The organism is Glutamicibacter sp. NPDC090743 (assembly GCF_044769125.1).
In the GTDB taxonomy this organism is placed as follows: domain Bacteria; phylum Actinomycetota; class Actinomycetes; order Actinomycetales; family Micrococcaceae; genus Glutamicibacter.
Genome location: NZ_JBIVXE010000012.1, coordinates 14,173 through 36,738 on the forward strand (window position 1 = coordinate 14,173; position 22,566 = coordinate 36,738).

Here is a 22,566-nt window from a genome sequence, read left to right on the forward strand (position 1 = left end):
TTGTTGAACAATTACCGAAAGTGGGGCATTCTTTTACCAAGAGGTTTTCACGAGACGGGGATCACAATGCCATATATAGACCTGAATTCAGACGTAGGCGAGTCGTTCGGCAACTGGACGATGGGCGACGACGCCGCCATCTTCACCTCCGTTTCCTCCGCCAACGTCGCCTGCGGCTTCCACGCCGGAGATCCGAGCACCATCGCCCAGACCTGCCGCGATGCGGTCAGCGCCAACGTCACCATCGGAGCCCATGTGGGCTACCGCGACCTGGCCGGTTTCGGCCGCCGCTTCCTGGATTGCTCGGCCACCGAATTGGCCGATGACGTGCTCTACCAGCTCGGTGCCCTGCAGGCGCTGGCCCGCAGCGCCTGCGGCGAAATCAAGTACGTCAAGCCGCACGGCGCCCTGTACAACACCATCGTGCACCACGAGGTGCACGCCCAAGCGGTCATCGATGCCATCAAGGCCTTCGGCACCGACCTGCCGGTCCTGCTGCTGCCAGGTTCTGTCGCCCTGCAAAAGGCCGAAGCCGCTGGCCTGCGCGGCGTTGCAGAAGCCTTCGCCGACCGCAGCTACACCCCCGAGGGCACCTTGGTCTCCCGCCGCGAATCCAACGCCGTATTGCACGACCCCGCGCAGGTCACCGAGAACATGGTCCGCCTGGCCACCGAAGGCACCATTGTTGCCGTGGACGGCAGCACCATCAAGATGGAAGCCGAGAGCATCTGCCTGCACGGCGATACTGCCGGTGCAGTGGCCATGGCCAGCGCCGTGCGCGCAGGACTGGAACATGCCGGCGTGCAGATCCGGAGCTTCGCGTGAGCATCCGCGCCATTCACCGGGCAGGTTCCCATGATCTGCTCATCGACCTGGACTCGCTCGATGCTGTCTTGGCGCTCAACGCCGCCTTGGAAACCTCTCCCCTGTCCGGACAGCGCGACCTCTTGGCCGCCGCGCAAACGGTACTGCTGAAATTCGATTCCGCGCAGAGCGCCGAACGGGCCATGGCAGCACTGCCAGAACTTGAAGTAGCTTCTGCACTCCACGCTGCGGGCAAGCTGGTTGAAGTACCAGTGAATTACGATGGCGAAGACCTCGCCGCAGTGGCCGGGCTGACCGGGCTGAGCACCGAAGCTGTGATCAATGCGCACACCAGCCAGAGGTGGCGTGCAGTATTTGGCGGATTCGCTCCCGGCTTCGCCTATCTGCTCGGCGAAAACCAGGACTTGCATGTCCCGCGCAGAGACTCCCCGCGCACCAAGGTGCCCGCCGGAGCGGTGGCGCTCGCCGGTGAGTACTCGGCCGTCTATCCGCGCCAATCCCCAGGAGGCTGGCAGCTGATTGGACATGCCGATCTGCAAATGTGGGATTTGCAGCGCGAAAATCCTGCATTGATCCGGCCGCAGGATACCGTGCAGTTCGTCCGGGCCACCCGGAAAATATCGGTGAGCCAGGCACCCGCCGCACAAGACGAAGCATCAGTGCAGGCACTTGCCGGTGGCCTGAAAATCATCGACGCCGGCCTGCAGTCCCTGCTCCAGGATGCCGGACGCATCGGCTATGGCAACCTCGGAGTTGGCGTCGCAGGAGCCGCAGACCCGGCCGCCTTCCACCAGGCCAACCGCCTGGTGGGCAACCAACCAGGCCAGGCCGTGATCGAGAACCTCGGCAGCCGCATCACCGTTGAAGCCGAGCAAGACCAGGTGTTGGCGCTTACCGGCGCCGAAGCAGAACTCTGGATCACCCCGGCCGAAGACGACCAGGTCCGCACCCCGCGCCAGGCCGCGGCCAATGCACCGTTCGCGCTGCTGCACGGCGAGCGCCTGGAGGTTGAACCCGCCGGCCGCGGGCTGCGCAGCTACCTTGCGGTGCGCGGCACCATCGAGCAGGAAACGGTCCTCGGCTCACTGTCTACCGACACCCTTTCCGGAGTCGGCCCCCAGCCTTTGCAAGCCGGTGGCTTGCTGCCGGTGAACCGCCCGCAGCTGGGCCACATCGTTGGCAACAGCGAACCGAGCACCCTGCCGGTCCCAGACGATAACGGCGTGTACACGCTGCGCGCCATGCCCGGTCCGCGTGCCGATTGGTTTGGCCAGGCGGGCCTGGACCAGCTGGCCGCCCAGATTTGGGATGTCACCAGCGAATCCAACCGCGTGGGCGTGCGCCTGGATACCGGGCAGCAGCCGCTGCAGCGCGTCCGCTCCGGGGAACTGGCCAGTGAAGGCGTAGCCCGCGGATCCTTGCAGGTGCCGCCCTCCGGCCTGCCGGTGCTGTTCCTCGCAGATCATCCGGTCACCGGCGGCTATCCGGTGATCGCCACCGTCATTGCCGAAGACCTCAGCGCAGCCGCGCAGCTTCCGCCCGGAAGCAGAATTCGATTCGAACTCCATCCCGCTGCCGGCCACGCGGCATCAGACGCCTAAGGAATTGCCATGAAAAAAGTTCTCATCGCCAACCGAGGCGAAATCGCGGTCCGCATTGCCCGGGCGGCCACCGACGCAAACATTTCGTCGGTAGCCATCTACTCGGACCCGGATGCCGACGCCCTGCACGTGCGCCGCGCAGATGAAGCGTACCCGCTGCACGGTTCCACCGGCGCGGACACCTACCTGGATATCGAGAAGATCATCGAGATTGCCAAGCGCTGCGGCGCCGATGCGGTGCACCCCGGCTACGGTTTCCTCTCGGAGAACGCGAACTTCGCCACCGCCGTCATCGAAGCCGGCATGAGCTGGATTGGTCCGCCCCCCGCGGCCATCGAAGCACTGGGCAACAAGGTCACGGCCCGGCAGATCGCGGTGCGCGCAGGTGCGCCGCTGGCCCCGGGCACCGACGGCCCGGCAGCGGACGCCGGCGAGGTGCGGGCCTTCGCTGAAGAGTACGGCGTGCCAGTAGCCATCAAGGCGGCCTTCGGCGGCGGTGGCCGCGGCATCAAGATCGCCTACTCGCTCGACGAGATCTCCGATGCTTTCGAGTCCGCCACCCGCGAAGCCACCGTGGCCTTTGGCCGTGGCGAATGCTTCGTGGAACGTTTCCTGGCCAAGCCGCGCCACGTCGAGGCCCAGGTGCTGGCCGATACCCACGGCAATGTGGTGGTCGTCGGCACCCGCGACTGCTCCTTGCAGCGCCGCCACCAGAAGCTGGTGGAAGAGGCGCCTGCCCCGTTCTTGACCGATGAGCAGCGGACCCGGATCCATCAGTCCGCGAAGGCGATCTGCAAGGAAGCCGGATATGTCGGGGCCGGCACCGTGGAATACCTGGTGGCCCAGGACGGTCTGATCTCCTTCTTGGAGGTCAATACCCGTTTGCAGGTGGAGCACCCGATCACCGAGGAGACTTCCGGCGTCGATCTGGTGGCCGAGCAGTTCCGCATTGCCGATGGCCTGCCGTTGTCCATTACCGAGGACCCCCAGTCCACCGGCCATGCCATCGAATTCCGCATCAATGCCGAGGACCCGGCTCGCGGCTTCCTGCCTGCGCCCGGCACCGTGGAGCGGTTCGAAGCGCCAACCGGCGCCGGCGTGCGCGTGGACTCAGGGGTCCGCAGCGGCTCGGTCATTCCGCCGTTCTACGACTCGATGATCGCCAAGCTGATTGTGCGCGGGGCCGACAGGAACCAGGCGTTGCGCCGTGCCCGCCTGGCACTGGAAGAAATCAGCATTGCCGGTGTTCCCACGGTCCTGCCATTCCACCGCGCCGTCATCGAGCACGAAGCGTTCAACGGCGAATCCCTGGGCGTCTACACCACGTGGATCGAGGACGAGTTCCTCAACGAGGTGGAGGCCAGCGACGAGATGGATCTGGACCAGCGCGATACCAGCCGTGAAACCATCACCATAGAGCTCGACGGCAAGGCCGTCCAGCTGGGTCTTCCCGCTGCACTGACCAACGCGTTGCGCAATACCCCGGGAGCCGGCACCGTCGCCGCCACCCAGGATGATGCTGCCGGTCAGGTCGATGCCGCCGCGGTACGCAGCACCATGGACGGGAATCTCGTCCGATTCGCTGCGGAAGATGGCAGTGCAGTCGCCGAAGGGCAGAGCATTGCCATCGTCGAGGCGATGAAGATGGAATCCACCATCACCGCGCACCGTGATGGCATCTTCCGTGCAGCGGACTTGAGCGCAGGGTCAGCCGTACGCCGCGGCGACACCTTGGGCACCATCGGCTAGCGTCCAGGCCATGAAGTCCGTAGCCGCAGGCCAGTTGGGATAAATTGGAAGCATGAAAGCCACCAGCAGCACCTCGCATCCAGCCAAGGCCCCACACGCGCACAGCGGGCTCTGGGCTGCCAATGAGCTGCGCCGCCGCATTGCCGAAGGCGAGCTACTGCCCGGTGACAAGCTTTCCGAACAGACCCTGGCTGAATCATTGGGGCTCTCGCGCAATACCTTGCGCGAGAGCTTCACCTTGCTCAATAGCGAGCTGATCATCACCCGGATCCCCAACCGGGGTGTTTTCGTGGCTTCTCCGGATGCTGATGATGTGCGGGAAATCTATGCGGTGCGCCGTACCGTCGAGCCGGCATGCCTGGCGTGGGGCCAAGACATCGACCTGGACCGGTTGGGCAAGATCATCGAGGAGGCTCGCACAGGTCTGGCTGCCGGCGACGTGCCGCGGATGGCCAATGCCAATCAGGCCTTCCACAAGCAGCTGGTCGCCTCCTCCGACAGCGAACTGCTCCAGGAGCTGATGAGCCGCGTGCTGGCCCGCATGCGCTTGGTCTTCCACGCCATGAGCGACGCCCCGGATTTCCATTCGCACTATGTAGAGCGCAATGCGAATCTGCTGGCCATGCTCCGCGCCGGAAAGCGCTTGGAAGCCGCCCAGACCCTGCGCGGCTATCTCGACACCGCTGAAGCTGAATTGCTCAGCCACATCGCCCAACGCCCGGAGTAGGCATGGAGCAGGGCCTTGGCCCATTCCGCTTGCGATTTCCATCTCATCCGCGCCGTGCATTCCTCACTGCTTTGCGGCAAATGCCAGCCTCCAGCGCATGCCTCATCGGGTTGCGCACTCTTGTTTTCCACGGATGCCCCAGAGGCCAAATCCGGGCTTGCCCCGCGGAATTTCCACGGCGATCACCGGTTTTTTTCCGGATCCTTGATGCTATCGCCGCCACCTGCCTGCCGGTGCGGGCAGCCGCAAGCCCAGCTCCCTGCGGGTTTCCTCGACGCACGGACAAGCCAAGCAAGCACATAGATAGCCAACGTATGGTTTAACGAAACCATTGCGCGCCACCGCCGTTTCATCACGGCCTAGGCCCTCGTCCCCTGCTTGGAAGGTCGCACGACCCGTGAAATTGCCTGTAGCCGAATTGCACATCCACCTTGAGGGAACGCTGGAGCCAGAAATGATCATGGCGCTGGCGGCAAAAAACGGTGTTGAGCTGCCCTATGCCACCGTTGACCAGCTGCGTGCCAAGTACCAGTTCAGCAATCTGCAGTCCTTCCTCGACCTGTTCTATGCGAATATGGCGGTCCTGCGCACCGCTGGAGACTTCCGCGAGATCACCGTGGCCTACCTGCAACGTGCCCATGACTCCGGCGTGCGCCATGTAGAATTGTTCTTCGATCCGCAGGCTCACATCCAGCGCGGACTGGGCCTGGGCGAGGTCATCGCCGGCATCCGTTCCGGTCTGGACGAGGGCGCAGAACGCTGGGGGATCTCCCACAAGCTCATCGCGTGCTTCTGGCGCCATGCCCCAGCGGAAGAAGCGATGGACTTGATGAAGGTGCTGGTCGCCGAGAAGCACGATATCGATGGCATCGGCCTGGATTCCTCGGAGGTGGGTTTCCCGCCCGAGCTGTTCCAGGAAGTCTTTGCCTATGCCCGCGCCCACGGCCTGCACGTCGTTGCCCATGCGGGCGAGGAAGGCCCTGCTGACTACATTTGGCAGGCGCTGGACTTGCTGGAGGTTGAGCGCGTGGACCACGGCATCCGTTGCCTGGACGACCCGACGCTGGTTCAGCGCTTGGTCGACGAGCAGATGCCTTTGACTGTCTGCCCGCTATCCAACATCCGCTTGCGTGCGGTGGACACCATGGCCGATCATCCGTTGCCGCAGATGCTCGAAAAGGGCTTGAAGGTTTCGGTGCATTCTGATGATCCTGCCTATTTCGGCGGATACATGGATGCCAATTTTTCCTCGCTCATGGCAAGCTTCAACTTCAGCACCGGGCAGCTGGCTACGCTGGCAAGGAATTCCTTTGAATCCGCATTCCTGGATGAAGAATCCAAGCAGGTACTGCTTGCCGAAGTCCAGGCCTGGGTTCAGCGGCAAAGCCTTTAGACATGGGAACGCGGCGGCCTCTTGGGGGAAGACCACCGCGTTCGATCCAGGGCCAAAGGCCCTGGCGGAAACTTGGCGGCCCCCTTGGGGTGAGGCCGCCTCGTTCGGTCTATGGGCTAGGGAACCTGGTATTGGGAATCCCTGATATCCGTGATGAGCATGTGCCCCGGTGCGTGGCCGATGGCCAAGGCCGGGCGGGACTCCATCACGGCTGCCTGCGGCGTGACGCCGCAGGCCCAGAACACCGGAATCGTCCCTTCCGGGATCTGCACTGCATCTCCGAAGTCCGGTGACCCCAGATCTGCTATGCCCAGCTCTTGGGGATTCCCGATATGCACTGGAGCCCCGTGCACAGCTGGATAGCGCGAGGTAATGCGTACCGCGTCGGCAACCTGCGAGGCAGGAATCGGACGCATGGAGACCACCATCGGACCGGACATCGCTCCGGCCGACTGCGAGCGGATATTGGTCTTGTACATTGGCACGTTCACGCCCTGGTCGATATGCGCGATGGAAATGCCGCTTTCCATCAGTGCGCTCTCGAAGGTGAACGAGCAGCCGACAATGAAGGTCACCAGATCATCCCGCCAGTACATGGACAGGTCGGTGGGTTCATCCACCTTGACCCCGTTTTCGTAAACCGTGTACTTCGGCACGTCGGTACGGATGTCCCCGCCTGCCAGCAACTCGTTGCTGGTTTGCCCCGCCTCCAGGACACCGAGGATCGGGCAGGACTTGGGGTTGCGCTGGGCAAAGAGCAGCACATCGAAGGCCAACTCCTGGGGAACGATGATCAGATTCGCCTGCGCATATCCAGCGCTGATCCCGGCGGTAGGCAGCACCTGCCCGGCACGGAACAATTCGCGGGCTTCGCTTGGGGCCATCGCCGCACGTTCGGAATGCCCGAGACTCTTCAGGTCCTTCATGATTGCTTGGCTCCTAGCCGTTCCAGAGGGCTGCCAGACCCGAAATCGAGTTCCAGCCGAGGTAGACGCTGAGCAGCCAGGTCAAGGCACCGATGACCAGCAGGGCCTTGGGGTAGTTGTATCCGTTCATCAGGTCGCGGCGGCGCCATGCGACCCAGAGCAGTACTGCGAAGCCCACAGGAAGGATCAGACCGTTGAAGGCTCCGGCGAAGATCAGCAGGGTTGCCGGCGCCTTGCCCAGGAACAGGTAGATGATCCCGCAGACCACGATGAAAGCCACGGTGATCAGGTTGCGGGTGCGCTCCGGGGTGGTGCGCTTGGTGATGAAGGAAACCGAAGTGTAGGCGGCACCGATCACACTGGTCAGCGCGGCAGCCCAGAGGATGATGCCGAAAGCACGGATGCCGATGGGGCCGGCGGCGTGGCCGAAAGCTTCGGCAGCCTTGTTGTCGCTGGTCAGCGCTACGCCGCCAGCCACAACGCCGAGGATCGCCAGGAAGAGCAGTACGCGCATGACACCGGTGACGATGATTGCCAGGGTCGAGATGTTGGAGATCGACTTGACATGCTCCACGCCCGATGTGCCCGAATCGATCATGCGGTGGGCGCCGGCGTAGGTGATGTAGCCGCCAACGGTGCCGCCGATCAGGGTGGTGATGATCAAGAAATCGATCTTCTCGGGGAGTACCACGTTGCGGATCGCATCGCCCACCGGTGGGGCGGCGACAATTGCCACGTACAACATCAGCAGGATCATGACGGCTCCCAGCATCACCACAATGCGGTCCAATGCCATGCCGGCTTTCTTGGAAAGGAAGACCAGGATGGCGATGGCCGCGGAGATGGCGCCGCCAATTTTGGCGTCAACACCCAGCATGGCGTTCAGGCCCAGGCCAGTGCCGGCGATATTGCCGATGTTGAAGACCATGCCGCCGATGAATACCAGTGCGGCCAGTACCCAACCGATGCCAGGGACGACTTTGTTGCCCAGTTCCTGGGCACGCATTCCGGATACCCCGATCACGCGCCAGACGTTCAGCTGGACCGCGATGTCCACAAGGATGGAGACGACAATGGCGAAGGCGAAGGCCGCGCCGATTTGGACCGTGAATTCTGTGGTCTGGGTAATGAAGCCCGGTCCAATGGCGCTGGTGGCCATCAGGAACATAGCGCCTAGGAGCGCCGTGCGCCGCGCCTTGCTGCTTTGGGATGTTGACTCAGGAAGTGCCATGATGACGTTCCAATGCGATAGTGGTGACAACCGTCACAAGGTCAATGTGATGGACAAGATTTTACAGGTTGTTGAACAACTCTGGCAACAGGTTGTTGAACAATTTACTTTGCAGGCCTCCTCCGATCCCATTGCAAATCACCATTTATTCGTTTTGGTGCTGAGCGCTGACTAGCAAATTCCCAAAATATACTCGAGGCCCAGCAGCCCACTGGACTCCTCGAAAATTCTTTCCATCAAGTGGCTCGCGTCAGCGCAACCGGAAGGTTCCATCTTGATTCGGCACTTAAAACACCACGGCCGCGGTCACAGCGATAATTCGCCGGGACCGCGGCCGCGGGGCACTAATCGGGTTTAGTGGAAGAAGTGGCGTGCACCGGTGAAGTACATCGTGATACCGGCTTCGTTCGCTGCCGCGATGACTTCCTCATCGCGCACCGAACCACCGGGCTGCACGACAGCCTTCACGCCGGCATCGATCAGGATCTGCAGGCCGTCGGCGAAGGGGAAGAAAGCATCCGAAGCGGCCACGGAGCCCACGGCACGCTGTTCCGAAGCAGCCGCGTCAGCGTTCTCAGCGCCACCGGCTGCATCCGCGCCGGACTCGACCTTCACGCCCAGGGTGTTGGCACGTTCCACGGCCAGCTTGCAGGAGTCGATGCGGTTGACCTGGCCCATGCCGATGCCCGTTGCTGCACCATTCTTGGCCAGCAGAATCGCGTTGGACTTGGCAGCGCGCACGGCGCTCCAGGCGAATTCCAGGTCTGCCAAGGTAGCAGCGTCAGCTGCTTCGCCGGCAGCAAGGGTCCAGTTCCCCGGATTGTCGCCCTCGGCGTCGATCTTGTCGCCGGCCTGGACCAGCATGCCACCGCTTACCTGGCGGAACTCGTTCTTGTTCCGGCCGTAGCCTTCTGGCAGGGCCAGCAGGCGGATGTTCTTCTTGGCCGAGAGGATCTGCACGGCTTCGGCCTCGAAGTCCGGGGCAATGACTACCTCGGTGAAGATGCCCTTGACGGTTTCTGCCATTTCCTTGGTGACCGTGCGGTTGGCGGCGATGACGCCGCCGAATGCGGACACCGGGTCGGTAGCGTGGGCCTTGCGGTGCGCGTCAGCGATTGGATCTGCAGCGTCATCCGAAGCGACGGCCACACCGCAAGGGTTGGCGTGCTTGACCACAGCCACAGCCGGCTTCTCGAAGTCGTAGGCGGCACGCAGTGCAGCATCTGCATCCACGTAGTTGTTGTAGCTCATTGGCTTGCCGTGCAGCTGATCAGCCTGGGCGATGCCGGCTGGAGCGGCTTCGTCAACGTAGAGCGCTGCCTGCTGGTGCGGGTTTTCGCCGTAGCGCAGCACATCGGCACGCTGCAGGGCCACGCCTGCGTAGGCTGGCCAGTCGATGACGCCGTCGCCGTCCTCATCCAGGAACTGGCTTGCGGTCCACGAAGCTACCGCGGTGTCGTAGGCTGCGGTGTGAGCGTAGGCCTTGGCGGCCAGGCGCTGGCGGGTCTTCAGATCGAAGCCGCCCTCGGCTGCTGCGGAGATGACCTGCGGGTAGAAAACTGGATCAACCACGATGGAAACGGCGGCGTGGTTCTTCGCTGCCGAGCGGACCATGGCTGGGCCCCCGATATCGATCTGCTCGACAACTTCATCCTGCGAGGCACCCGAGGCGACGGTCTGCACGAAGGGGTACAAGTTCACCACTACCAGGTCGATCTGCTCGATATCCATCGAGGACAGGGTATCCATGTGCTCGGTGACGCGTCGGTCCGCAAGGATGCCGCCGTGGATGCGCGGGTGCAGGGTCTTGACGCGGCCATCGAGCATTTCAGGGGAACCGGTCACCTGCTCGACCTCGGTCACGGGAATTCCAGCGGCAGCGATCTTCTTGGCCGTGGAGCCGGTGGATACCAGCTGCACGCCTGCGGCGTGCAATCCAGCGGCCAGCTCCTCCAAGCCGGTCTTGTCATAGACGGAAATCAGTGCGCGACGGATAGCGACTTTGTCCAGCACGGTCTTACTCACGAAATTTTTCTCCCGGCGGTGAGAATGAATGGGGCGGGCAGCGCAGAGGCCACCGCCTTCATTCTAACCAAGGAAGGCACCGGAATTTCAGTTCGTGTCAAGCCCCTTCCGGCAATGAGGAAAGCTGCGGGGAATATGAAGAAAGCTGCTTGTCAGTCAGGCAAAGCTGCAGAAGTTTCTCTGCATGTTCTTCATCTGCGACATAGGCCACGAGATCTGCCTTGGTCCGATCGCCCAACTCTTCGCGCAACGACCGGGCTACCGCAACCAGCGTGTGATAGTAGCGCTTGATAGTAGGTTCCCAGCCATCACGCGCTGCCAGTCCGGTCATCGCCTCGGACCATAGCGTGGCCGCGGGATCTTCGCATAAATCAATGGATGACCAGTGCCATTCGCTGGGTTCCCACTTATCCGAGTAGAAGCTCTCCTCGTCGCTTTCTTCCAGATCCGCTTCCAAGGAGGCCAAGACGTCGTCGAGATCTTCCCCGTCGGAATCCTCGTCATCCGGTTGGTCTTCGTCTTCATCATCGGAATCCGTGATCAGCAGCGAATCGTCTTCCAATGTGACGGTTTCAGGTTCAAGGCTTCCATCGCCTTCGGCATCGGGGCGGTCCTCGTAATCGGCAGGCTCATCGGCATCTTCACCGCGTTCCACCAATTGCTCGCGAGACTCCGTGAGGCGATCTCGTTCCAGGGCCTGCACCGAGTTCAAGGCCAGCAACGGCATGGCGATGCTTTCGCTTTCCTCGGTGCTGACTCCATGCAAGGCAATGGCATAGAAGTCCTGGTCGGGGTGTCCAGCTATCACTTCCGCTGCGTGTCGAAGGGCAGTCACCCGTATAGCCTCTTCGAGAGCGGTCCAATCTACTCCCATGTCCAGAGATTACCCCCTTGCCGGCGCAGACAACAGGCCTTGACGTGGCGGGAGAAGAAGCGTAGAGAGCTACACCTGGAACCTGGTTTTCGGCTATGCTTCACGCGGTACAAACCATTTCTGCTCGCACACCGAAAGGTGCACCACTGTGTCTTCCGCACCCCTGCCTTCTGGCACATCGATCGTGCAAGAGCTGCCGTTCAAATGGAAGGTGCAGGGCACCATTTTCATTATCGGCGGACTCGGATTCATGTTCGATGCCTGGGACGTGACCCTCAACGGCGCGTTGATTCCATTGGTCGCCGAAGAGTGGGGGCTTGACCGTCCCACCGCGGCCTTGCTGGGCACTTCCAATCTGGTGGGCATGGCCCTGGGCGCCTTCCTCTGGGGCGGGATTGCCGACCGCTATGGACGCAAGAACGCCTTCAGCCTGACGCTTCTGATGTTCTCGCTATTCACCATCCTCGGCGCGCTGTCCCCGAATTTCGGCTTCTTCGTCGCCTTCCGCTTCCTGGCCGGCGTCGGCCTGGGAGGCTGCATCCCGGTGGACTATGCGCTCGTCGGCGAGTTCACCCCTGCCAAGCTGCGCGGACGCGTGCTCACCGCCATGGATGGCTGGTGGCCGGTGGGCGCGGCATTGTCCTTCTTCGTTTCCGGGTGGGTGATGGCCACCGCCGATAATTGGAGGCTGATCCTGGCGGTCATGATCCTGCCCGCGTTCATGGTGTACCTGGTACGACGCTCCATGCCCGAATCCCCGCTGTTCTTGGCAGCCAAGGGCCGCGACGCCGAGGCCCGTGCGGTCATCGACGAGCTCGTGGAACGCACCGGGGCCACTGAGCGCGAGTACGTAATTGCACCTGTGGAATTGGAAAAGGCACCGCGCTGGTGGGAGCAGGTCGCCTCGCTGTGGCGGTACTCCTGGAAGATCACCGCCACCAGCTGGCTGCTGTTCATGACCATTTTGCTGGTCTACTACCTGGCCTTGACCTGGTTGCCATCGATTCTGACCGAGGCCGGAATGGCCCAGTCAGCGTCGTTCTTCGCTACCGCGGTGATGGCCTTGATGGGGCTGGTGGGCGTTGTTCTGGCAGCATTGCTGGTGGAGCGGGTTGGCCGTAAATGGCTGCTGGCGATCTCCGCGCCAATCTCAGGCATCGTGCTTGTGATCGTAGCCCAGAACCTGCATATCCCAGCGACCGCGATTGCCTGGGTGCTGGTCTTTGGCGTGGTGGTCCAGGTCGCTATTCCGGTGCTGTATGCCTACGTTTCCGAGCTGTACCCCACCGAATTGCGCGCCAGCGGTTTCGGCTGGGCCTCGACCATGTCCCGCTTTGCCGCCGGCTTCGGTCCCCTGCTCTTCGCGGCCCTGTGGCCAGTGGTCGGGCTGGGCTGGCTCTTTGCCGGCGCGACTGCGCTGGTGCTGGTAGCCGTCGTCTTCATGGCGCGATTCGCTCCAGAAACGCGCGGCATGAGTTTGGATTAAGGATCATCGGCCAGCGGCGAATGCCAGCACCTTCTGGTGCTGGCATTTGCTAATCCTGCGTAGTTTGCGGGCGCAAGCCATCGCGCATGATCTGCACGATGCGGTCCTCCAAACCAGGCTGGCTCTTGCTGAAGGCCCGCGGCAGTGGACGGGTCATGGCCCCGATGGTGGCAATCAGTTCTATCTCCGTTACGTCTTTGCGGACCAAATTCGCGTTTTTGGCCAAGTCCAAGGCGGAGTGCAGGGACTGGCCGGCCTCTGCCTGGACCTCCAGAATGCGGGGGCTGATCTTCTTTGGCAGTTGCAGCCCGAGCGCTTCGCTCAGTGCCCCGAGATTCTGCTGGACCAGCGTGCCAAGCAGAACTTCCCAAGCGTCCGTGTCGCCTTCTTCAAGCCGCTGAACCGCTGATTGGGAAGCGATTCGGATATCCCCAAGCGTGCCGAGGGTGACTTCTTCAACCAGCGCATTCCGGTCAGCAAAGTTTCGATACAGTGTGCCGATGCCCACTCCGCTGGCCTCTGCAATAGTTTCCATCGCAATCTGGGCGCCGTGTTCTGCAAATAATTCACGAGCTGCTCGAAGGATGTTCTCACGTCGCCGAAGAGCATCTGAACGCATGAGTGGAATCCGATCTAAAGGAAATTCTGGCGCACGACTTGCCACCTGACGATTTCACGATAGCGGACAGGCAGTGCTCTGACGAAGCGGAAATCAACTTTCCAGAACTAAAAGTTTGCTCCCCGCGCCCGCGCACAGCCATTCCGCATTTCCAGAAACCGTGCTATCCCTAGGATCTAGAACCTCAAGGCCAAGGAATCCTCGGATATGCGTTTTCAGCTCATCAGGCACGGACAAACCCCATCGAATGTTGCCGGGCAGCTTGATACCGCTTACCCGGGTGCCAGCCTCACTCCGCTGGGGCATCGCCAGGCTCGTGCCCTGCCGCAGGCATTCAGTGGCGGGCAGCTGCAGTCCATCTATGCCTCGACGCTGAACCGCACGCAGCTGACGGCCCGACCATTGAGCGAATCCACCGGACAGAAGTTGCAGGTCATTGACGGCCTCGAGGAGATTTCAGCAGGCACCTTGGAGATGCAGGCCGACGAGGCCTCACGCTTTGCCTACGGCATGTGCCTGCATTCGTGGATGCATGGCGACTGGGAGCAGAAGATGCCCGGCGGGCCGAACGGCTACGACTTCATTGAAAGATATTCCAAGGCCCTGGAAACCATCGCCCGGGCACAGGACTACTCCGGCACGGTCGCGGTATTCAGCCATGGTGCCGCCATTCGCGTCTTCAGCGCATGGGCTACGAAGATGGCGCCTGCCGATGCCGCAGAGCTGCATATCGAGAATACCGGTGGCTCCTTGCTGGAATTGGGCATCGGCGGAACGTGGGCCTTGGAACGGTGGAATCCAGAACCGCTCGGTGGCGACTTCGTTCGCGATGTTCTCACCGAGGACGTAACGGGTGGCGAGGACGGTATCCCTTGAGTACCGCGCTCCACCGGGGATCGCGAGTTGCACCAACTCAGCATCTATTTTTTCGGTAGTCTGGCAGGGGAGCTCATTTTCCGCTGAGCGCACAAACGGAAGGCCCTCATGCACGACGACATTTCCCTGACCACCGGACGCGTCCGTCGCGTTCTGACCGAACGTATCCTTCCAGCGATATATTCGGAAACCATGCCATTGACCCTCTCCTGGCACGAATTGCCAGGAGAGCCGATAGCTCCTGCGCAGGGCCTTGCACTGGACTACCAGCCTACAGAGGTTGGTACCCCGTGGGGCGCGGCCTGGGGCACCACATGGTTCCATTTGCAGGGCCAGGTTCCGGCGCATTGGGCCGGACGCCGGGTGGAAGCCGTGATTGATCTGGGCTTTGACGTCAACATGACCGGGTTCCAGTGCGAGGGCCTGGTTTACCGGCCGGACGGCATCACCATCAAGGCGATCAACCCGCGCAACCAGTGGGTGCCCATTGCCGGTCAGGCCGAAGGCAATGAGGTCATCGACTTGTACCTGGAAGCGGCATCCAACCCGGTGCTGCTGGACTACCACCCGTTCCTCCCCACCGAGCAGGGCGATATCCTTACCTCGTCTTCGCGCCGGCTGTACACCACCCGCCGCATGGACCTGGCGGTCTTTGAATCCGTAGTGCACGAGTTGTCGCTGGATCTGGAGGTGCTGCTGGATCTGCAAGAGCAGCTGCCGGCCGGCCCGCGCAAGATGCAGATCCTGCAGGCCATGGACAACGCGTTGGACGTGCTCGACCTGCAGCGGATTACCGAGACCGCACAGGCCGCCCGCAACGAGCTGGCAGAGGTCCTGGCCGCCCCAGCCGAGCACAGCGCGCACCAGATTTCCGCGATCGGCCACTCGCATATCGACTCGGCCTGGCTGTGGCCGCTGCGCGAAACCATCCGCAAGGTCTCCCGCACCTGCTCCTCGATGGTGGAGCTGCTGGGCGACGAGGAAGAATTCCTCTACGGCATGTCCAGCGCCCAGCAGTACAAGTGGCTCAAGACCCATCGCCCCGAGGTCTGGGATCGGGTGAAGAAGGCCATTGCCGACGGGCGCTTCCTGCCGCTGGGCGGCATGTGGGTCGAGTCCGATACCGTGATGCCCTCGGGTGAATCGCTGGTCCGCCAGTTCCTCTACGGCCAGAAGTTCTTCCGCGACGAATTCGGCATCGATTCAAAAGGCGTATGGCTGCCCGATTCCTTCGGATACTCCCCTGCCCTGCCCCAGCTGATGCGCCGTGCCGGCTTCGAATGGTTCTTCACCCAGAAGATCTCCTGGAACCAGCAGAACAAATTCCCGCACCACACCTTCGATTGGGAAGGCATCGACGGCTCGCGCGTGTTCAGCCACTTCCCGTCGATGGACACCTACAACTCGCAGCTCTCCGGGGAGGAAGTCGCCAAGGCCTCGCGCCAGTTCCGCGAAGCGCGGCTGACCAACAACTCCATCGCACCGGTCGGCTGGGGCGATGGCGGCGGCGGCACCACCCGGGAAATGACCGGCAAAGCCAAGCGCCTGGCCAATCTGGAAGGCAGTGCGAAAGTCCGGTGGGAACACCCGAACGACTTCTTCGACCGGGCCAAAGCCGAGCTGCCCAACCCTCCGGTATGGGTGGGAGAGCTCTACCTGGAGCTGCACCGCGCCACGCTGACCAGCCAGCACCAGACAAAGCAGGGCAACCGCCGCGCCGAGCAGCTGCTGGTCGAGGCCGAACTGTGGGCGGCTACCGCAGCCCTACGCACCGGGGCCGAATACCCGTACGAGCAGCTCGACGAACTGTGGGAAACCGTGCTGCTCCACCAGTTCCATGACATCCTGCCCGGCACCTCCATCGCCTGGGTGCACCGCGAAGTGGTGGCACGCTACGCCCAGGTCATCGAGCAGGCCGAAACACTGATCCGCGCCGCCCAGCAGCAGCTGGCTGGCGAGGGCTCCACCCCTATTGCATTCAACGGTGCGGCGTTCACGCGCAATAACCTGGCCTTCGGCCAGGCCAGGGAAGTGGAAGCCGTTCCTGTTTCCGCGGTCCGGGCAACGGTAGCCGATGGCGGCTACATCCTGGATAACTCGGTCATCCGGGTGGCGGTCAATGCCCAGGGCCTGATTGCCTCCGCGGTGGATCTGGCTACCGGCCGTGAAACTATTGCCGAGGGCCAGGAAGCGAACCTGCTGCAATTGCACCAGGACTTCCCGAACATGTGGGATGCCTGGGACGTGGACAAGTACTACCGCAACCAGGTCACCGATCTGCGCGAGCTCGATAGCCTGGAGCTGTCTTCGCGCGAGGACGGCAGCCAGGTCATCACGATTGCCCGCAGCTTCTCCAAATCCACGCTGGTCCAGGAACTGTCGCTGGCGCCAGGCTCGCGGACCGTGCAGATCTCGCAGAGTACCGATTGGCATGAGGCAGAGAAATTCCTCAAGGTCGCCTTCCCGCTGGATATCCGTGCCGAGCATGCAATTGCCGAAACCCAGTTCGGCTACCACAAGCGCGTTACCCACGTGAATACCAGCTGGGAAGCGGCGAAGTTCGAAACTTCCATGCACCGCTTCGTGCTAGCCGAGGAACCCGGCTTCGGCGCGGCACTGGTCAATGATTCCATCTACGGATTCGATGTCACCCGCGATGCCAAGGACGCGGCCGTCACGACAACCATGCGCCTGTCATTGCTGCGAGCCCCGCGCTTCCCGGATCCTGAAACCGACCAAGGCCTGCAGGCCCACCGCTACGGTTTGGTCATCGGCGCGGACGTGGCCATGGCAACAGAAGCCGGCGCCTTGCTCAACAGCGCAGAGCGAGTCGTCCATGGCGCCCACGGCGTGGACCCACTGGTATCGGTCACCGGCGAAGGCCTGGTGATTTCCAGCGTGAAGCTGGCTGCGGACCACTCCGGCGATTTGGTGGTGCGGGTCTATGAATCCCTGGGGCGCCGTGCCAGCGGCAGCCTGTTGGTCAACGCGCAGGCCTTGTCTGCAGCCACCGCGAGCCTGCTGGAAGATGAGCTGGCGGGGCAAGTCCTCGAGCTTTCCGATGGTGCTGTGCCGCTGAGGCTGGGCGCTTTCGAAGTGCGCACCCTGCGCTTCGCCCTGGCCAGGTAACCGCGGGTTCCGGGGCTGGCCCTTCGCACGCCATGGCGTGCGAAGGGCCAGCCCCGCTGCAATCCACGGTCCTGGCTTGCTGGAATCACTGGATCAGTCTCCCGTCCGGAGCAACCGCATAACCGACCCCGCCTACGCCCTGGCCGTTGGTATCACCGGGCTTGGCGTCCTAGCCGGGGAGGATTCCGCCGACCCCTACCAGGGCGATGGCTCATAGTCCTTGAGGAAGCAGCCATACAGGTCAATGCCGCGTTCCCCGTCAACGATCGGCTGGTACACCCGGGCTGCGCCATCAATCAGGTCCAAGGGGGCGTGCCACCCGTCGGCGACTTTCCGGACCTTCGCATCATGCGGGCGCTCATCGGTGATCCACCCGGTGTCCACCGCGCTCATGAGGATCCGGTCGGTCTTCAGCATCTCTTCCGCGCTGGTGCGGGTGAGCATGTTCAGCGAGGCCTTGGCCATATTGGTGTGCGGGTGCCCGGCCCCCTTGTAGCGGCGGGAGAACTGGCCTTCCATCGCCGAGACGTTCACGATGTACTTGCGCCGGGCCCCGCTGGCGGCCAAGGCCGGGCGCAGCCGCGAAGCGAGCAGGAACGGGGCGGTGACATTGCACAACTGCACTTCGAGCATTTCCAGGGCATCAACATCACCCAGGATCTGCGTCCAGGAATTATCCGTCACCACGTCCGGGATCAAGCCCCCGGCATCGATTGCGGTTCCCGCTGCGATTCGTTCCAGCGATGCGGAGCCGGCCCTCATGGCCAGATCGGCCAGCTGCTGCGCATCGTAGCTTTCCGATGCCGCCGGGGCCAGCAGGGCTGATTCTTCCAGGCGGAAGGCACTGGCCAGGGCCTTGGGATGCTCGGAGGGCGGGTTCGCTTCGCCCCACAGCTCCGGTCCCCCGTTGCCAGGCAGCAACTGCGCGGCCAGGGGCTGCTGCTCGGATTCAACCAGATGCTGGTAGGAGTTGGCCGTGCGCCGCACGGTCTGGGCGGCGTTGTTGATCAGGATATCGAGCGGTCCTTCGGCAGCCACGCGGTCGGCCAGGGAGATGACCTGTGCGGGGTCGCGCAAGTCGATGCCGGCAATGCGCAGCCGGTGCATCCATTCGGCACTGTCCTCCAGTGCCGCGAAGCGCCGTGCTGCGTCCTTGGGAAAACGCGTGGTGATGGTGGTGTGGGCTCCATCGCGCAGCAGCCGCAGCGCGATGTGCATGCCGATTTTGGCTCGCCCGCCGGTCAGCAAGGCGCGCTTGCCGCTCAGGTCCGCGCGCGCGTCTCTGCGTTCGCGTCCCTGTGCGGCGCAGTCAGGGCAGAGATAATGGTGGAAGGCATCCACGGTGGTGTAGCGCTGCTTGCAGATGTAGCAGCCACGCGGCTTGCGGAATTCCCCGGCGCTTGCGCTTCCGGTTGAACTGCTCAGGTCCAGGCCGAGGGTTTCGTCATCCAGCCGTTGCGGCGAGCCGGTGGCGGTGCGCTCGATCACTGCCCTGTCCGCGGCACTGATCTCGGCACGCTTTTGGGACTTGCGGTAGCGCTTGGCCGCCTTGAACATATTGCTGGTGGCCCTGCGCACGGCAATGTGCCGTTCATCCTCGGGATCCAGCTGGTGCACCACCGACAGGACCTTCAAAGCGGCGGATAGTTCTGCTTCGGTAAACAGTTCGGTTTCTGGTGCCTGCAAGGGCAGCGGCGTAGGTTCAGTCATCTCCCCACCAATTTTACGCGGTGGGCAGCGCCCTATTTTCCCTTGGCGAGATCGGCGAGCGTGGCAATGAGCAGGCGGCGCTCGACGAGCTTGATGCGCTCATGCAGCGATTCCTCGGTGTCGTGCTCTTCAATCGGCACGGCTTCCTGGCGCAGGATCGGACCGGTATCAACACCGGCATCGGCAATGTGCACGGTGCAGCCGGTGACCTTCACGCCGTAGGCCAGCGCATCGCGCACGCCGTGGGCGCCCGGGAAGGACGGCAGCAGCGCAGGGTGGGTGTTGATGTAGGTGCCGTCGAAGGCGTTGATGAATTCCTCGCCGACGATGCGCATGAAACCGGAGGAGACAACATAGTCCGGGGCGTAGGACAAGCACTTTCCGGTGAGCGCATGGTTCCATTCGCCGCGATCCGCGTAGTCCTTGAAGTTCACGACGAACGTTTCGATTCCGGCTTCAGCCGAACGCTGCACGCCGTAGGTGCCGTGCTTATCCGCTCCCACGGCCGCAATCTCGACATTGTCCAGCTGGCCGTCGGCCACTGCGTCGATGACTGCCTGGAGATTAGAACCGGTACCTGAAACCAAAACCACAATGCGCATGAATTCAATTCTACGGTTCGCCGGGTCCGGCGCTTCATCCCGGACGCAATGTTGCATGGCGTTTCGATCCGCAGGCCTTTTCCCGGCACCGTTGCCGCGCCGGCCCTAGACTGGCCGTAAGAGCGCCATTCGAAGTGGAGAAGTTGATGAGCCAGATAGTTCCCGACGGCAAGGACTGGACCGTTGTCCTGGACGCGGTGTGCGCGCAGTGCGCCGTCGATGTGCGCGGCATCTCGCCCGGCGATGCCATGACCCAGCTTCCGGTGGGCGTGGACCGCTACATCAAGGTGCTCGCGCGCCCCGATGCCCAGACCCGCACGAACCCTGCCCGCTGGAGCGACCAGGAGTACGTGGCCCACGTCGCCGAAATGCTGCAGGTGATGACCGGGCGCCTGGACCTGATGCTTGAGCACGATGACCCGACGTTCCCCAACTGGGACCAGGACCGGGCCGCCGACGAGGGAAACTACAATTCGCTGCCTGCAGGGCAGGTCGCCGAGCTGTTGCGCGAAAGCGCCGCCCGCTACGCCGCGAAGCTGTCGAGCATCGACCCGGCGCAGTATTCCCGCCGCGGCCTGCGCTCGAACGGTGCCGCGTTTACCATTGAAACGCTGAATCAGTATGCCTCGCATGACGTCATGCATCATCTGTGGGATCTGGCTCCGCAGACCAGCTAGGCGCGCCCGACACAAACGAAGGGGCCAAATGGCAGGTGCACTGCCCTTTGGCTAGACTTCTTGGCGTACGCGCGAAAACAGTTCTACATAAGGAGCCAGGCAGTCATGCCCAAGGCATATTTCGGGAAAATTTCTGCACTGGCTTTCACCGGGCTGCTGTCCTTGACCGCGTGTTCTGCCGGGATTCCGCAGACCGGTGAATCCGCTGCTCCAGTCCCATCGGCTGAAGAATACATGCCGCTTCTGGTGCAAACGCAGGATGATGAAGACAAGCTTCCCGAAGGCTTTGAGGATACCGAGTCCTACGACGCGGAAACCCGCCACCTGCTGGCCACCTCGGACTTCGGCAGGCACTACGTCGCAGTAGGCAGCGAAGGCCAGCTGTGCATGATCGCCGTTCCCAAGCCCGTGGAAGAAGATGGCGATTACGAGATCGCCGGGACCACCTGCCCGACGATGGATTATGTGGTCCAGAACGGTATTCCGCTCAAGGTCGATGGCGGTGAAAACAGCTTCAAGACCGTCACCTACCTGATGCCGGCTGGCATCAGCGACGTGACGGTGGAGAACTCCATCTCCGAGCTTCGCGCCGAGCATCCCGAACTTGAAGCCGAGGATATCCAGGTAGTTGCCGAGAATGATTCGGTGCTGCTGGTGATGGAGGAGTCGACTGCCAGTGCGCTGGGGACGATCACCATCAACCGCCCCGATGGCGATCCGCTGGTCCTGGCCAGCCTGACCTAGGCCAACAGCGGCAAGCCTCTAGCCTTCGAGTACAGGGTCGGTCTCGAACAGCGGGGCAATCAAGTAGCCGATCGCGGTGCCCACACCGATTTGCAGTGCCAAGGCACCTGCGGTCGCCCACATGTTCGGGCCGATCTCTACCAGTCGCCCAATGGCCAGGGAGCCGGATGACAGCCAGGAACCGATCAGGCTCAGCAGCCCGCAGACAATGCCGGTGAAGACCGCCAAGGACGCGGTCGATGCCGCCAGCGACAGGGCATTGAACGGAATGCGACGGGCAAACCAGTCTTCGAGGTGGTTCTCGCCAACGCGCAAGAAGTACCAGCCGGCCACGATGCCCGCGGCCACGGGAATCAGCAGGAACAGCCATTGATGGGCCATCTCGCCTGAAGGAAGTGAAGCCAGCATCGGAATCGACGGCAGCGGACCCACCGTGGTTTCCAAGGTGGACAGGGTGCTGCCGGTACCGATGCTGAAACCGCCGCCGCTGATCCAGGACAAGACCCAGAACACTGCGTTCGGGATGAAGGACAGCTGCACCGTGGTCAGCGCGGCCGAGCCGATCGGGCCGGGGCGCAGCTCCTGCGACACGTTGGCGACGTCGGTCCAGTGCACGCCCAGGTTGATGGCCAGCAGCAATCCGGAGATTCCCACGGCAGCGACATAGCCGAGGAACCCGGCCACGATCACATGCCATACGTAGGATCCGGCCCAGCGGCGATGCGGTGAGATCCGCTGGATATAGGCGGCCGTATCGACACCGAAAAGGCGAGCCCAGGAGCCTGCTTCGCGCCGCGCGCCAATGATCAGGCCCACGAGCGCGATGATCAGCGGAATGAAGGTCGCCGCGATGATATTGACCCGCGCATGCGCGTTATTGGCGAGGAACCCGATACCGGTACCGATGGCCCCGTAGGCCACGAAGGCGCCGAGCAGCCCTTGCCAGAGCTGGTCGGTGTAGGAAGCGCGAGCGATGCGCCGTCCTGCACGCAAGCAGAACAAGAACGGCAACAGCGATAGTCCCAACGGGATCAGCGTGACCCATCCGGTCACTGAACTGGGGTCAGCTTCGGGGCCGAGATTCAGGATCTCCACCGGCACGCCGTGGATAAGCAGCCAAATGAGGCCGCCGAACTGCAAGATGGCCTCAAACGAGTCTTCGAGGAAGCCTCCGCTGAAATAGACGGCGACCAGCGGCAGGGTGATCAGGGCAAGGCAAAAGACCACGGATTGCAGTATCTCGAAGACCCCCTGCAACGCCAGGGGCATTGGCCAGCCGTTGCGCAGGCGCAACATCACTGCCTTCATGGGTTTCTTTTCGCGGCTCATCATCTTCAATGTTGCCATCATTGGCGCCGACCGGCCTCGATCG

At 62.6% G+C, this 22,566-nt stretch carries 19 protein-coding genes; 11 read left to right on the forward strand and 8 right to left on the reverse strand.

Annotated elements, in window-relative coordinates:
• Positions 1-66: 66 nt before the first annotated feature.
• From ACIQTS_RS17800 to ACIQTS_RS17820, 5 genes are all read left to right on the forward strand, one after another.
• Positions 67-825 (forward strand): LamB/YcsF family protein, encoded by a 759-nt coding sequence (locus ACIQTS_RS17800; protein WP_402474252.1) that lies wholly within the window; start codon positions 67-69, stop codon positions 823-825.
• Positions 822-2,426 (forward strand): carboxyltransferase domain-containing protein, encoded by a 1,605-nt coding sequence (locus tag ACIQTS_RS17805; RefSeq protein ID WP_402474253.1) that lies wholly within the window; start codon positions 822-824, stop codon positions 2,424-2,426. Before ACIQTS_RS17800 ends, ACIQTS_RS17805 begins: the two co-directional genes overlap by 4 nt.
• Positions 2,427-2,435: 9 nt before the next feature.
• Positions 2,436-4,175 carry an acetyl/propionyl/methylcrotonyl-CoA carboxylase subunit alpha gene (locus tag ACIQTS_RS17810; RefSeq protein ID WP_402474255.1) on the forward strand — a complete coding sequence of 580 codons (1,740 nt, stop codon included), beginning with the start codon at positions 2,436-2,438 and terminating at the stop codon, positions 4,173-4,175.
• Between the two features lie 52 nt (positions 4,176-4,227).
• Complete coding sequence (locus ACIQTS_RS17815) at positions 4,228-4,902, forward strand: GntR family transcriptional regulator (RefSeq protein ID WP_105661647.1); 675 nt, start codon at positions 4,228-4,230, stop codon at positions 4,900-4,902.
• 397 nt (positions 4,903-5,299) lie between these two features.
• A complete protein-coding gene (locus ACIQTS_RS17820) occupies positions 5,300-6,295 on the forward strand; it encodes an adenosine deaminase (RefSeq protein ID WP_402474257.1) in 996 nt (331 codons plus the stop codon).
• A 116-nt stretch (positions 6,296-6,411) separates the two neighbouring features.
• On the opposite strand, the gene ACIQTS_RS17825 is transcribed toward ACIQTS_RS17820, so the two are convergent.
• Complete coding sequence (locus ACIQTS_RS17825; protein WP_402474258.1) at positions 6,412-7,221, reverse strand: putative hydro-lyase; 810 nt, start codon at positions 7,219-7,221, stop codon at positions 6,412-6,414.
• Positions 7,222-7,234: 13 nt separating this feature from the next.
• Complete coding sequence (locus tag ACIQTS_RS17830; RefSeq protein WP_105661644.1) at positions 7,235-8,452, reverse strand: NRAMP family divalent metal transporter; 1,218 nt, start codon at positions 8,450-8,452, stop codon at positions 7,235-7,237.
• On the opposite strand from ACIQTS_RS17830, the gene ACIQTS_RS17835 reads away from it, so the two are divergent.
• A complete protein-coding gene (locus ACIQTS_RS17835; RefSeq protein WP_402474279.1) occupies positions 8,406-8,627 on the forward strand; it encodes a hypothetical protein in 222 nt (73 codons plus the stop codon). The genes ACIQTS_RS17830 and ACIQTS_RS17835 overlap by 47 nt on opposite strands.
• 179 nt (positions 8,628-8,806) lie before the next feature.
• Here ACIQTS_RS17835 and purH read toward each other — a convergent pair whose 3' ends face one another.
• Both purH and ACIQTS_RS17845 read right to left on the reverse strand, forming a co-directional pair.
• Positions 8,807-10,477, reverse strand: coding sequence for a bifunctional phosphoribosylaminoimidazolecarboxamide formyltransferase/IMP cyclohydrolase (gene purH, locus ACIQTS_RS17840; protein ID WP_332595201.1), 1,671 nt, complete (start codon positions 10,475-10,477; stop codon positions 8,807-8,809).
• A 97-nt stretch (positions 10,478-10,574) separates the two neighbouring features.
• Positions 10,575-11,312, reverse strand: coding sequence for a hypothetical protein (locus ACIQTS_RS17845; protein ID WP_402474260.1), 738 nt, complete (start codon positions 11,310-11,312; stop codon positions 10,575-10,577).
• 187 nt (positions 11,313-11,499) lie between these two features.
• Between ACIQTS_RS17845 and ACIQTS_RS17850 the strand changes: the two genes are divergently transcribed.
• Complete coding sequence (locus ACIQTS_RS17850) at positions 11,500-12,837, forward strand: MFS transporter (RefSeq protein ID WP_402474261.1); 1,338 nt, start codon at positions 11,500-11,502, stop codon at positions 12,835-12,837.
• A 49-nt stretch (positions 12,838-12,886) separates the two neighbouring features.
• Here ACIQTS_RS17850 and ACIQTS_RS17855 read toward each other — a convergent pair whose 3' ends face one another.
• Positions 12,887-13,456, reverse strand: coding sequence for a TetR/AcrR family transcriptional regulator (locus ACIQTS_RS17855; protein WP_402474262.1), 570 nt, complete (start codon positions 13,454-13,456; stop codon positions 12,887-12,889).
• Positions 13,457-13,663: 207 nt separating this feature from the next.
• Here ACIQTS_RS17855 and ACIQTS_RS17860 point away from each other — a divergent pair, with 207 nt between their 5' ends.
• A complete protein-coding gene (locus ACIQTS_RS17860) occupies positions 13,664-14,332 on the forward strand; it encodes a histidine phosphatase family protein (protein ID WP_133833192.1) in 669 nt (222 codons plus the stop codon).
• Positions 14,333-14,440: 108 nt separating this feature from the next.
• Positions 14,441-17,461: an alpha-mannosidase gene (locus ACIQTS_RS17865; RefSeq protein ID WP_402474264.1), complete on the forward strand. Its 3,021-nt coding sequence runs from the start codon at positions 14,441-14,443 to the stop codon at positions 17,459-17,461.
• Between the two features lie 195 nt (positions 17,462-17,656).
• Here the strand turns inward: ACIQTS_RS17865 and ACIQTS_RS17870 are convergent, their stop codons facing one another.
• Together ACIQTS_RS17870 and purN are read right to left on the reverse strand one after the other, a co-directional pair.
• A complete protein-coding gene (locus ACIQTS_RS17870; protein ID WP_105661637.1) occupies positions 17,657-19,171 on the reverse strand; it encodes an SDR family oxidoreductase in 1,515 nt (504 codons plus the stop codon).
• A 32-nt stretch (positions 19,172-19,203) separates the two neighbouring features.
• Entirely contained in the window at positions 19,204-19,773 is a 570-nt protein-coding gene (purN, locus tag ACIQTS_RS17875) for a phosphoribosylglycinamide formyltransferase (RefSeq protein WP_133833195.1), read from the reverse strand.
• A 146-nt stretch (positions 19,774-19,919) separates the two neighbouring features.
• Between purN and ACIQTS_RS17880 the strand changes: the two genes are divergently transcribed.
• The gene (locus tag ACIQTS_RS17880; RefSeq protein WP_402474266.1) at positions 19,920-20,450 is read left to right on the forward strand and encodes a DinB family protein; all 531 of its coding nucleotides are present in this window, start codon (positions 19,920-19,922) and stop codon (positions 20,448-20,450) included.
• Positions 20,451-20,555: 105 nt separating this feature from the next.
• Positions 20,556-21,194: a hypothetical protein gene (locus ACIQTS_RS17885; protein ID WP_400291394.1), complete on the forward strand. Its 639-nt coding sequence runs from the start codon at positions 20,556-20,558 to the stop codon at positions 21,192-21,194.
• A gap of 18 nt (positions 21,195-21,212) precedes the next feature.
• Here ACIQTS_RS17885 and ACIQTS_RS17890 read toward each other — a convergent pair whose 3' ends face one another.
• Positions 21,213-22,544 carry a DUF6350 family protein gene (locus tag ACIQTS_RS17890; protein WP_286172070.1) on the reverse strand — a complete coding sequence of 444 codons (1,332 nt, stop codon included), beginning with the start codon at positions 22,542-22,544 and terminating at the stop codon, positions 21,213-21,215.
• Positions 22,545-22,566 lie beyond the last annotated feature (22 nt).

Coding starts and splice junctions, on each gene's coding strand:
- ACIQTS_RS17800 (WP_402474252.1), top strand. CDS start 67: ATGCCATATATAGACCTGAATTCAGACGTAGGCGAGTCGTTCGGCAAC.
- ACIQTS_RS17810 (WP_402474255.1), top strand. CDS start 2,436: ATGAAAAAAGTTCTCATCGCCAACCGAGGCGAAATCGCGGTCCGCATT.
- ACIQTS_RS17815 (WP_105661647.1), top strand. CDS start 4,228: ATGAAAGCCACCAGCAGCACCTCGCATCCAGCCAAGGCCCCACACGCG.
- ACIQTS_RS17825 (WP_402474258.1), bottom strand. CDS start 7,221: ATGAAGGACCTGAAGAGTCTCGGGCATTCCGAACGTGCGGCGATGGCC.
- ACIQTS_RS17830 (WP_105661644.1), bottom strand. CDS start 8,452: ATGGCACTTCCTGAGTCAACATCCCAAAGCAGCAAGGCGCGGCGCACG.
- ACIQTS_RS17855 (WP_402474262.1), bottom strand. CDS start 13,456: ATGCGTTCAGATGCTCTTCGGCGACGTGAGAACATCCTTCGAGCAGCT.
- ACIQTS_RS17860 (WP_133833192.1), top strand. CDS start 13,664: ATGCGTTTTCAGCTCATCAGGCACGGACAAACCCCATCGAATGTTGCC.
- ACIQTS_RS17865 (WP_402474264.1), top strand. CDS start 14,441: ATGCACGACGACATTTCCCTGACCACCGGACGCGTCCGTCGCGTTCTG.
- ACIQTS_RS17870 (WP_105661637.1), bottom strand. CDS start 19,171: ATGACTGAACCTACGCCGCTGCCCTTGCAGGCACCAGAAACCGAACTG.
- purN (WP_133833195.1), bottom strand. CDS start 19,773: ATGCGCATTGTGGTTTTGGTTTCAGGTACCGGTTCTAATCTCCAGGCA.
- ACIQTS_RS17880 (WP_402474266.1), top strand. CDS start 19,920: ATGAGCCAGATAGTTCCCGACGGCAAGGACTGGACCGTTGTCCTGGAC.
- ACIQTS_RS17885 (WP_400291394.1), top strand. CDS start 20,556: ATGCCCAAGGCATATTTCGGGAAAATTTCTGCACTGGCTTTCACCGGG.
- ACIQTS_RS17890 (WP_286172070.1), bottom strand. CDS start 22,544: ATGATGGCAACATTGAAGATGATGAGCCGCGAAAAGAAACCCATGAAG.